Annotated in this window: 11 protein-coding genes; 9 read left to right on the top strand and 2 right to left on the bottom strand. The window is 72.5% G+C overall.

The features are described from left to right. Window positions 1-526, top strand: a 526-nt coding sequence (locus ACTWQJ_RS37510) for an isocitrate lyase/phosphoenolpyruvate mutase family protein (RefSeq protein ID WP_443310915.1), incomplete at its 5' end; no start/stop codon positions are given. Window positions 527-545: 19 nt separating this feature from the next. Here the strand turns inward: ACTWQJ_RS37510 and ACTWQJ_RS37505 are convergent. Beyond that, window positions 546-962, bottom strand: coding sequence for an SsgA family sporulation/cell division regulator (locus tag ACTWQJ_RS37505; protein WP_443310914.1), 417 nt, complete (start codon window positions 960-962; stop codon window positions 546-548). A 194-nt stretch (window positions 963-1156) separates the two neighbouring features. On the opposite strand from ACTWQJ_RS37505, the gene ACTWQJ_RS37500 reads away from it, so the two are divergent. The 4 genes from ACTWQJ_RS37500 (at window position 1157) to mmpA (ending at window position 3641) form a co-directional block, all read left to right on the top strand. Continuing rightward, window positions 1157-2278 carry a WD40/YVTN/BNR-like repeat-containing protein gene (locus tag ACTWQJ_RS37500; RefSeq protein ID WP_443310913.1) on the top strand — a complete coding sequence of 374 codons (1122 nt, stop codon included), beginning with the start codon at window positions 1157-1159 and terminating at the stop codon, window positions 2276-2278. 72 nt (window positions 2279-2350) lie between these two features. Then, window positions 2351-2674, top strand: coding sequence for a plasmid stabilization protein (locus tag ACTWQJ_RS37495; RefSeq protein WP_443310912.1), 324 nt, complete (start codon window positions 2351-2353; stop codon window positions 2672-2674). A 51-nt stretch (window positions 2675-2725) separates the two neighbouring features. Then, entirely contained in the window at window positions 2726-3418 is a 693-nt protein-coding gene (locus ACTWQJ_RS37490) for an endonuclease V (RefSeq protein ID WP_443310911.1), read from the top strand. 76 nt (window positions 3419-3494) lie between these two features. Next, window positions 3495-3641, top strand: coding sequence for a morphogenic membrane protein MmpA (mmpA, locus tag ACTWQJ_RS37485; protein WP_224738197.1), 147 nt, complete (start codon window positions 3495-3497; stop codon window positions 3639-3641). A 22-nt stretch (window positions 3642-3663) separates the two neighbouring features. On the opposite strand, the gene ACTWQJ_RS37480 is transcribed toward mmpA, so the two are convergent. Continuing rightward, on the bottom strand, window positions 3664-4854 hold the full coding sequence (locus ACTWQJ_RS37480) for a saccharopine dehydrogenase family protein (RefSeq protein ID WP_443310910.1): 1191 nt from the start codon (window positions 4852-4854) through the stop codon (window positions 3664-3666). Window positions 4855-4944: 90 nt separating this feature from the next. Between ACTWQJ_RS37480 and ACTWQJ_RS37475 the strand changes: the two genes are divergently transcribed. From ACTWQJ_RS37475 to ACTWQJ_RS37460, 4 genes are all read left to right on the top strand, one after another. Then, window positions 4945-5325 (top strand): MmcQ/YjbR family DNA-binding protein, encoded by a 381-nt coding sequence (locus tag ACTWQJ_RS37475; RefSeq protein ID WP_443310909.1) that lies wholly within the window; start codon window positions 4945-4947, stop codon window positions 5323-5325. A 134-nt stretch (window positions 5326-5459) separates the two neighbouring features. Next, the gene (locus ACTWQJ_RS37470) at window positions 5460-6590 is read left to right on the top strand and encodes a CaiB/BaiF CoA transferase family protein (RefSeq protein ID WP_443310916.1); all 1131 of its coding nucleotides are present in this window, start codon (window positions 5460-5462) and stop codon (window positions 6588-6590) included. 71 nt (window positions 6591-6661) lie between these two features. Continuing rightward, window positions 6662-7876, top strand: a complete 1215-nt coding sequence (locus ACTWQJ_RS37465; protein WP_129802402.1) for an acetyl-CoA C-acetyltransferase — start codon at window positions 6662-6664, stop codon at window positions 7874-7876. A gap of 37 nt (window positions 7877-7913) precedes the next feature. Next, window positions 7914-10091, top strand: coding sequence for a 3-hydroxyacyl-CoA dehydrogenase NAD-binding domain-containing protein (locus ACTWQJ_RS37460; protein ID WP_443310908.1), 2178 nt, complete (start codon window positions 7914-7916; stop codon window positions 10089-10091). Window positions 10092-10245: the final 154 nt, after the last annotated feature.

Here is a 10245-nt window from a genome sequence, read left to right as displayed (position 1 = left end):
CCGGGCGGTGCTCGCGGCCGGAGCGGTCGGGGTCAACATCGAGGATGCGCTGCACGAGGCGGGACAGGGGCCGCTGCGGCCGGTGGCCGAGCAGGCCGAGCGGATCGGCGCCGCGCGCGAGGCCGCGGACGGGGCAGGCGTGCCGTTGTTCGTGAACGCCCGGGTCGACACGTTCCTGAGGGGTGTCGGGGGAGTGGAACACACGCTGGAGCGGGCCGCCGCCTACCTCGCCGCGGACGCGGACGGCATCTTCGTCCCCGGGGCCGTCGATCCGGGGACCGTGAAGCTGCTCGCCGGCGGTGTCGACGGTCCGCTGAACGTGATGGCCGGACCCGGCGCGCCGCCGGTGACCGAACTGGCCGCGCTCGGGGTCGCGCGCGTGAGCGTGGGGGCCGGCCTGGCCCAGGCCGCGCACGCCGTCGTCCGCCGCGCCGCGCGGGAGCTGCTGGACGCGGGGACGTACGAGTCGCTGGTCGGCGGTCTGGACTACGGCGAGCTCAACTCGCTGCTCGGCCGCAGCCGTTAGCCGGAGTCAGCCGGACTGTTCAGCAGGCGTCCCGCATCAGCTCCGCGAGGTCGTGGTCCAGGTCCAGGTACGCGTGCTCCAGGCCCTCGGGCACCAGAACGCGCGTCGCCTGCAGGAACCGGCGCAGTTCGCCCGAGCGGACGTGGACGACGGCGGTGCCCTCGGCGGCGTGGAACTCCAGCACGGTGCGGTCGTAGCCGTACGGCCGCACGCGTACGTCGCCGTGGCCCTCGGGGTCGTGGAGGCCGGCCGCGAGCAGCTCGCGGGAGAAGGTCCAGCAGACCTCCTCGCCCTCCAGCGTGGCCTGGGCCGGGAAGGTCATACGGATGGCGAACGGATCGCTCGTGTCGTAGCACAGTGTCGCGGGGATGCTCTGCATCCGCGGCGCGGCGGCGACGAGGCGGGCCTCGACGGCCTGCTCGATGACGGTGGACAACGCCTTGCTCCCTTGTGACGGCGGAACGGACTTCCGGGGATGAGGCCGGGCACTGGGTGAGACGACGGAATCGGCGCGTCCGTGCACACCGGTGCGGAGTGACGTCCGTCACCGTGCCCCATCGCGTGCGGGGCGACGGGGCCGGTTCCCGGCCCTCTGGACGGCGCCGGGGCGGTGGGCTAGCTTCGCCCGCCATGAGGCGCTTGGGGAGCACGCGGCGGACGGCACGGGGGACACGGGCGGGGCATACGGGCCGGGCGGTGGTCGCGGGCCTGGTGTGCGGGGCGGCGCTGGCCGCCCTGACGGCCGTACCGGCACAGGCGCACGAGCCGGAACACCGGGCGCCACACTGGGAACTCAAGGACAGCGGAACCCCCGACGTGCGCTTCCGGGGCCTGGCGGCCGTCAGCCGGAAGGTCGCCTGGGTGTCAGGAACGGGCGGGACCATACTGCGCACGACGGACGGCGGGGCGAGCTGGCGGAACGTCTCGCCGGACGGCGCCGGCGATCTGCAGTTCCGGGACATCGAGGCGTTCGACGCGCGGCGCGCCGTGGTGCTGGCCATCGGTGAGGGCGAGGCCTCCCGCGTGTACCGCACCGACGACGGAGGGCTGACCTGGACGGAGTCCTTCCGCAACACCGACGCGCGGGCCTTCTACGACTGCATGACCTTCTTCGACAGCCGCCACGGCCTCGCGATGAGCGACCCCGTGGACGGCAGGTTCCGGATCCTGTCCACGAGTGACGGCGGGCGCTCCTGGACGGTGCTGCCCGATGCAGGGATGCCGCCCGCCCTGACGGGTGAGGCCGGGTTCGCCGCGAGCGGGCAGTGTCTGGTCTCCGCAGGGTCGCGGGACGTCTGGCTGGCCACCGGAGGGGGCGCACGCGCGCGCGTGCTGCACTCCGCCGACCGCGGGCTGACCTGGACGGCCACCGACATGCCGCTCCCGGCGGGCGACCCGGCCCGCGGGGTCTTCGCGCTCGCCTTCCGGAACCGTGTGCACGGCCTGGCGGTGGGCGGCGACTACCGGCCCGACCAGACGTCTCCGCAAGCCGCGGCACATTCCTCCGACAGTGGCCGCACCTGGCGCCCCGCCACTGCACCCCCGCCCGCCTACCGCTCCGGCGTCGCGTGGCTCCCGTACAGCCGCGCGGCCGCCCTCGCGGTCGGCCCGACGGGGACGGACCTGACCACGGACGCCGGCCGCACCTGGCGCACGGTCGACCCGGGCTCGTACGACACCGTGGACTGTACGGCCGATCTGGGCTGCTGGGCCGCCGGGGAGCGGGGCCGCGTCGCCCGTCTGGAGAGCTGACCGCGCCGCGCGTGCCGCATGCGCCCGGGATGGGGGTACTCGTTTCGCACGACGCGAGAGGAGTGAGCGGACATGCCACGCGGCTCGAGCTCCAAGCGGGAACGCCAGTACGAGCACATCAAGGAGAGCGCGCAGGACCGGGGAGAGAGCACGGGACGCGCCAAGGAGATCGCGGCGCGGACGGTCAACAAGGAACGTGCCCGGTCCGGCGAGTCGACGACCGCGAGCCGCACCTCGACCCAGGACAAGTCGTCCGGCAAGCGGGGCGGTCAGCGATCCGGCAAGGGGTCTGAGGGCCCCACCTACGACCAGCTGTACGAGGAGGCCAAGCAGCGCAACATCCATGGCCGTTCGGACATGAACAAGCAGCAGCTGAAGCGCGCCCTCGGCAAGTGACCGGCCCGGTATCCGGTCGCCGGTCGCCTGCCCCGTACTCTCGTCCCCACCATGACGACCGTACGCATTCCGGCGGGCTGGCCCGCGACCGAGGAACAGGCCCGCGCGGTGCAGGACGAGTTGCGCGAGCGGGTGGTGCTGGACGAGCCGGGGCCGCCGCCGGGAACGGGTCATGTGACCGGCGTCGACGTCGCCTACGACGACGAGCGGGACGCGGTGGCGGCCGCGGCCGTCGTGCTGGACGAAGCCACCCTCGCGGTCGCCGCCGAGGGCACGGCCGTCGGACGGATCTCCTTCCCGTACGTGCCCGGCCTGCTCGCCTTTCGTGAGATCCCCACCGTCCTGGCGGCCCTCGAGGCCCTGCCCTGTCCGCCCGGCCTGGTGGTCTGCGACGGCTACGGACTGGCCCACCCGCGCCGCTTCGGCCTGGCCAGCCACCTCGGCGTCCTGACCGGCCTGCCCACGATCGGCGTCGCCAAGAACCCGTTCACCTTCACCTACGACGACCCGGAGCCCCGGCGTGGATCGTCGTCTCCGCTGCTGGCGGGCAGGGAGGAGGTCGGCCGCGCCCTGCGCACCCAGGACGGCGTCAAGCCGGTCTTCGTGTCCGTCGGTCACCGCGTCGACCTGGACACGGCCTGCGCGCATGTGCTGCGGCTGACCCCGCGTTACCGGCTGCCGGAGTCGACCCGTCGCGCGGACTCCCTGTGCCGGCGGGCACTGCGGGAGGCCGTCGCCGGCTGAACGGCCACCTACTCACTCCCGCCTGAGTACCAGTACGGATATCCGGTGCGCCGGCATGATCGGCAGGCTGTGCCGTATGACGACGCACCGTGCCCCCAAGCCCCTCGCCCACCCCAGCCGGCCCGTCGAGCGGGCCGTGACGCTCGCGCTGCTGCTGGCCGTCCTCGCCGGGCTCGCCTGGATCGGCGGGATGATCTACACGCTGGCCGAGTGGTCGTTCTAGGACTGGCCCCGGCAGGACCGGGTCACCGGCTGGCGGCCACCCGGAACGTGATCCCCGCTGCGCGCAGCCGCTCGGTCAGCGCATCGCCCATCGCCGCCGCCGTGGTGACCTGACCGGCCGTCGGCGGCAGGTCGTCGAAGGCCAGGGACAGCGCCGACTCGGCGAACATCTTCGCCGTCTCCCCGTACCCGGGATCACCGCCCGCGACCTCGGTGAACACCCGTCGGCCGCCGCCCTCGCCGACGAAGCGCACGGAGAACCAGCTCCTCGCCCGCTTCTCGGCGCTCGGCCCCTCCCCGGGCTTCAGCCGGTCGGACAACCAGCGCCGTGCGGACGGCAGTTGGGCGGCCGCGGCGAGCGCACCGACGGCCGCCACGCCGCCGACGGCGACGGGCAGATGCCGTACGGCCGCGTAGTGCCGGTAGCGGAAGTCGGGGCCGTACCGGTCCAGTGACCGCGCCGAACGGCGCACGATCTGCGGGTCGATGGTCGGCAGCGGCAGCGCCCAGGCGCCCACCTCCGGGGCGAACCGCGGAGCACCCGTCGGCGTGGCCGCCCGCCGCCCCATCAGCCGCGGCTCGTGGCGCCGGCGGTCCCGTGCGGCGGCCGTCATCTGCCGGGCCCGTGAGAACTGGTTCAGCGCGGAGGCGAACGTGCCGCCCGAGAAGGCCGCGTCGGCGGTCACGAACCCGTCCACCGTCAGCGGCACGCCCTGCGGCAGCTGCCGGACCGTGAAGTACACGCCCAGGTCGTGCGGCACCGAGTCAAAACCGCAGGCGTGCACCAGCCGGGCACCCGTCTCACGCGCGCGTGCGTCATGGCGGACGTACGTCAGATCGACGAACTCGGGCTCGCCCGACAGGTCGAGATAGTCGGTGCCGGTGTCCGCGCAGGCCGCGACGAGTTCCTCGCCGTACGTCACATAGGGACCCACCGTGGTGGCCACCACGCGCGCGTGCTCGGCGAGCCGGCGCAGCGAGGCAGGTTCGGACACATCGGCCCGCAGCACCCCGATCTCCGCGCCGCCCGGTGCCTGTTCCCGCAGCCGCTCCCGCAGCCGGGCCAGCTTCAGTTCGCTGCGGCCGGCGAGCGCCCAGCGCAGGTCCTTCGGCGCATGGGCGGCGAGATACTCCGCCGTGAGCGTCCCGACGAAGCCCGTGGCTCCGAAGAGCACGATGTCGTACGGACGTTCCGTCCTGTTCAACCTGCTCATGACACCTCTCGCTCCTCAGCCCGCGCCGCTGTCGGTGGCTGAGGCTAGCGTGAGGGGTGCGCAGCCCGACGACGAGGCCGGAGGTGGACGGTGGCCGTACCCGCGAACGCCCTGAAGAAGTGGGAGAAAGTGCGCGAGTTCGCGCTCGGGCTGCCCGGTGCGGGGGAGGAGTTCCCATGGGGTGAGAGTGTCGCCAAGGTCAACAAGAAGGTGTTCGTCTTCCTCGGCGTGGACGACGGCAGCTACCCCCTGGGCCTCACGGTCAAGCTGAAGGACGAGACGAGCCACGCCCACGCCCTCACGTCGCCCGGCGCTGAGGCCGCGGGGTACGGCCTGGGCAGGTCCGGCTGGGTGCGCATCCCCCTGGAGCAGAAGGGCGCCCCCAGCGCGGAACTGCTCTGCGACTGGGTGGAGGAGAGCTACCGCGCCATCGCACCCAAGCGCCTGATAGCGGAGCTGGACGGACACTGACGGCGCCGGCGCTCACCAGCTCCGCAGCGCGTGGCTAAGCGCTTGCTCGCCCCAGGCCTTGTGTCCACTGAAACGTGTTCTTACCATCACCGGTGTTACATCAGTTGTGTCACAGCACAGGGGGCTGGATGACCATGGCAAAGACGCCACCGCACGGCCCGCTCACCGGCGTACGCGTGGTCGAGCTGGCCGGGATCGGCCCCGGCCCCTTCGCCGCCATGCTTCTCGCGGACCTCGGTGCCGACGTCGTCCGCGTCGACCGCCCGGGCGGCGCCGGACTCGCCATCGACCCCGTCCACGACGTCACCAACCGCAACAAACGCTCAGTGATCGTCGACCTCAAGTCACCGGACGGCCCGGCCCGCGTCCTGGACCTGGCAGCGCGCGCCGACATCCTGATCGAGGGCTACCGCCCCGGCGTCGCCGAGCGCCTCGGTGTCGGCCCCGAGGCCTGCCACGCCCGCAACCCGGCGCTCGTCTACGGCCGCATGACCGGCTGGGGCCAGGACGGCCCCCTCGCCCCCCGCGCCGGCCACGACATCGCCTACATCGCGCTCACCGGCACCCTCGGCATGATCGGCCGCCCCGGCGAACCCCCGGCCGTGCCCGCCAACCTGGTCGGCGACTACGCGGGCGGCTCCCTCTACCTCGTCGTCGGCGTCCTCGCCGCCCTCCACCACGCCCGCGCCACCGGAACCGGCCAGGTCATCGACGCCGCCATCGTGGACGGCGCCTCGCACCTCGCCGCGATGATCCACGGCATGCTCGCCGCCGACGGCTGGCAGGACCGGCGCGGCGCCAACCTCCTCGACGGCGGCTGCCCCTTCTACGGCACGTACGAGACGGCCGACGGCCAGTACATGGCGGTCGGCGCCCTGGAGCAGCAGTTCTACGACGAGTTCGTGCACCTGCTGGGCATCGCGGACCAGGCCCCGGCCCGCAAGGACGTCACCCGCTGGGCCGAGCTGCGCGAGACGGTCGCCGCCCGCTTCAAGACCCGTACCAGGCAGGAGTGGACGGCCGTCTTCGAGGGCTCCGACGCATGCGTGGCCCCCGTCCTCTCACTGCGTGAGGCACCGCACCATCCGCACCTCGCCGCCCGCGGCACCTTCACCGACCACGGCGGCATCACCCAGCCCGCCCCCGCGCCCCGGTTCTCCGCCACCCCGACCGCCGTCCGCAGCGGACCCGCACAGCCGGGCGCCGACACCGCGGAGGTGGCCCGCGACTGGGACGTACCCGGACTGACGGAGCCCGGCACCTGACCCGGCGTCCGCTGCCCGCAGCCCCCGCAGCCCCCGCCACCTCGACAAACCCTCATCGAAAGGCTTCCCCAGTGACCACCGAAGCGTACGTGTACGACGCGATCCGCACCCCGCGCGGACGCGGCAAGGCGAACGGCGCCCTGCACGGCACCAAGCCCATCGACCTGGTCGTCGGGCTCATCCACGAGCTCCGCGACCGCTTCCCGAGCCTCGACCCCGCCGCCATCGACGACATCGTGCTCGGCGTCGTCGGCCCGGTCGGCGACCAGGGCTCCGACATCGCCCGGATCGCCGCCGTCGCCGCGGGACTGCCGGACACGGTGGCGGGCGTGCAGGAGAACCGCTTCTGTGCGTCCGGCCTGGAGGCCGTCAACACGGCCGCCGCCAAGGTGCGTTCCGGCTGGGAGGACCTCGTTCTCGCGGGCGGTGTCGAGTCGATGTCCCGGGTGCCGATGGCCTCGGACGGGGGCGCCTGGTTCAACGACCCGATGACCAACCTCGCCGTCAACTTCGTACCGCAGGGCATCAGCGCCGACCTGATCGCCACGGTCGAGGGCTTCTCCCGTCGGGACGTCGACGAGTACGCGGCCCTCTCGCAGGAGCGGGCGGCCACCGCGTGGAAGGACGGCCGCTTCGAACGCTCGCTCGTGCCCGTGAAGGACCGCAACGGCCTGGTCGTCCTCGACCACGACGAGCATGTGCGCCCCGGCACCACCGCCGACTCGCTGGCCAAGCTGAAGCCGTCGTTCGCCGACATCGGCGACCTGGGCGGCTTCGACGCCGTGGCCCTGCAGAAGTACCACTGGGTGGAGAAGATCGACCACGTCCACCACGCGGGCAACTCCTCCGGCATCGTGGACGGCGCCGCCCTCGTCGCGATCGGCTCCAAGGAGGTCGGCGAGCGCTACGGCCTCACCCCGCGCGCGCGGATCGTCTCCGCTGCGGTCTCCGGCTCCGAGCCCACCATCATGCTCACCGGCCCCGCGCCCGCCACCCGCAAGGCGCTCGCCAAGGCCGGGCTGACCATCGACGACATCGACCTCGTCGAGATCAACGAGGCCTTCGCCGCCGTCGTCCTGCGCTTCGTCCGGGAGATGGGCCTGTCGCTGGACAAGGTCAACGTCAACGGCGGCGCCATCGCCCTCGGCCACCCGCTCGGCGCCACCGGCGCGATGATCCTCGGCACCCTCGTCGACGAACTGGAGCGCCAGGACAAGCGGTACGGCCTCGCCACCCTGTGCGTCGGCGGCGGCATGGGCATCGCCACGATCGTCGAACGCATCTGACCCCAGCGGCAACGAGAGACTTCTACGGAGAACCGACATGACCGAGAGCACCACCATCCGCTGGGAACAGGACGACACCGGTGTCGTCACCCTCGTCCTCGACGACCCCGCCCAGTCCGCGAACACCATGAACCAGGCGTTCCGGGACTCGCTTGCAGCGATCACCGACCGTCTCGAGGCCGAGCAGGACTCCGTCCGCGGCATCATCTTCACCTCCGCCAAGAAGACCTTCTTCGCCGGCGGCGACCTGCGCGACCTGATCCGGGTCACGCCCGAGACCGCGCAGGACCTGTTCGAAGGCGGCCTCGCGATCAAGCGCGACCTGCGCCGCATCGAGACGCTCGGCAAGCCGGTCGTCGCCGCGATCAACGGCGCGGCCCTGGGCGGCGGTTACGAGCTCGCCCTGGCCTGCCACCACCGTGTCGCCCTCGACGCGCCCGGCTCCAAGATCGGCTGCCCCGAGGTCACCCTCGGCCTGCTGCCCGGAGGCGGCGGCGTGGTCCGTACCGTGCGCCTGCTGGGCATCGCGGACGCCCTCCTCAAGGTCCTCCTCCAGGGCACCCAGTACAGCCCGCGCCGTGCCCTGGAGAACGGCCTGATCCACGAAGTGGCCGACACACAGGAGGAGCTGCTCGCCAAGGCCCGCGCCTTCATCGACGCCAACCCGGAGTCCCGGCAGCCGTGGGACAAGCCCGGCTACCGCATCCCCGGCGGCACCCCCGCCAACCCCAAGTTCGCGGCGAACCTGCCCGCCTTCCCGGCCAACCTGCGCAAGCAGACGGGCGGCGCGCCCTACCCGGCGCCGCGCAACATCCTCGCCGCCGCCGTCGAGGGGTCCCAGGTCGACTTCGAGACCGCCCAGGTCATCGAGGCCCGCTACTTCGTGGAGCTGGCGGCCGGTCAGACGTCGAAGAACATGATCCAGGCCTTCTTCTTCGACCTCCAGGCCGTCAACTCCGGCGCCAACCGCCCGAAGGGCATCGAGCCCCGCCAGGTCCGCAAGGTGGCCGTCCTGGGCGCTGGGATGATGGGCGCCGGCATCGCCTACTCGTGCGCCCGCGCGGGCATCGACGTCGTCCTGAAGGACGTCTCCCCGGAGGCGGCCCTCAAGGGCAAGGCCTACTCCGAGAAGCTGTGCGCCAAGGCCGTCTCCCGGGGCCGTACGACCCAGGAGAAGGCGGACGCGCTGCTCGCCCGCATCACGCCCACCGCCGAGGTCCAGGACCTCGCGGGCTGCGACGCGGTCATCGAGGCCGTCTTCGAGGACACGGCGCTCAAGCACAAGGTGTTCCAGGAGATCGAGCAGGTCGTCGCGCCGGACGCACTGCTGTGCTCCAACACCTCGACACTCCCGATCACCGCGCTCGCCGAGGGCGTGCAGCGCCAGGCCGATTTCATCGGGCTGCACTTCTTCTCGCCGGTCGACAAGATGCCCCTCGTCGAGATCATCAAGGGCGAGCGGACCGGCGACGAGGCCCTGGCCCGCGCCTTCGACCTGGTCCGGCAGATCAAGAAGACGCCGATCGTCGTCAACGACTCGCGCGGCTTCTTCACGTCCCGGGTGATCGGTCACTTCATCAACGAGGGCGTGGCGATGGTCGGCGAGGGCATCGAGCCCGCGTCCGTCGAGCAGGCGGCGGCGCAGGCCGGTTACCCGGCCAAGGTGCTGTCCCTGATGGACGAGCTGACGCTCACCCTCCCGCGCAAGATCCGCAAGGAGACCAGGCGGGCGGTGGAGGAGGCGGGCGGCACCTGGACCGCGCACCCGGCGGAGGCCGTCATCGACCGGATGGTCGACGAGTTCGGCCGCACCGGGCGCAGCGGCGGCGCCGGCTTCTACGAGTACGGGGAGGGCGGCAAGCGTACGGGCCTGTGGCCGGGCCTGCGGGAGCACTTCACGCGTGAGGGCGCCGAGATCCCGTTCGAGGACATGCAGGAGCGCATGCTCTTCTCGGAGGCGCTGGACACCGTCCGGCTCCTGGAGGAGGGGGTGCTGACCTCTGTCGCCGACGCCAACATCGGCTCGATCCTCGGCATCGGGTTCCCCGGCTGGACCGGCGGCGTCCTGCAGTACATCAACGGCTACGAAGGAGGCCTGCCCGGCTTCGTGGCTCGCGCGCGTGAGCTCGCCGACCGCTACGGAGAGCGGTTCACCCCGCCGGCGCTGCTGGTGGAGAAGGCGGAGAAGGGGGAGACGTTCACGGACGCGCGCTGACGCGCCCCGCGAGTGGGACCGGCGTATCGCTCAGCGACCCGCCGGTCCCGCGCTCCCAACCCGTCTCAGGCGGATCCGCCCGCCTCTGACATCCCGTCGGCCGGCCTGCCGTCGAACCACTCCCGCAGCTCCTCCCGCAGCGACCGCTGAAAGG

It is taken from the genome of Streptomyces sp. KR55, from assembly GCF_052245645.1.
GTDB classification, from domain to species: Bacteria; Actinomycetota; Actinomycetes; order Streptomycetales; family Streptomycetaceae; genus Streptomyces; species Streptomyces flavusporus.
This window is presented reverse-complemented; position numbering and strand designations above follow the sequence as displayed.

What these genes read in the sequence shown, in the direction of transcription:
- ACTWQJ_RS37500 (WP_443310913.1), top strand. Translation starts at nt 1,157, where the DNA reads ATGAGGCGCTTGGGGAGCACGCGGCGGACGGCACGGGGGACACGGGCG.
- mmpA (WP_224738197.1), top strand. Translation starts at nt 3,495, where the DNA reads ATGACGACGCACCGTGCCCCCAAGCCCCTCGCCCACCCCAGCCGGCCC.
- ACTWQJ_RS37470 (WP_443310916.1), top strand. Translation starts at nt 5,460, where the DNA reads ATGGCAAAGACGCCACCGCACGGCCCGCTCACCGGCGTACGCGTGGTC.
- ACTWQJ_RS37460 (WP_443310908.1), top strand. Translation starts at nt 7,914, where the DNA reads ATGACCGAGAGCACCACCATCCGCTGGGAACAGGACGACACCGGTGTC.
- ACTWQJ_RS37480 (WP_443310910.1), bottom strand. Translation starts at nt 4,854, where the DNA reads ATGAGCAGGTTGAACAGGACGGAACGTCCGTACGACATCGTGCTCTTC.
- ACTWQJ_RS37495 (WP_443310912.1), top strand. Translation starts at nt 2,351, where the DNA reads ATGCCACGCGGCTCGAGCTCCAAGCGGGAACGCCAGTACGAGCACATC.
- ACTWQJ_RS37490 (WP_443310911.1), top strand. Translation starts at nt 2,726, where the DNA reads ATGACGACCGTACGCATTCCGGCGGGCTGGCCCGCGACCGAGGAACAG.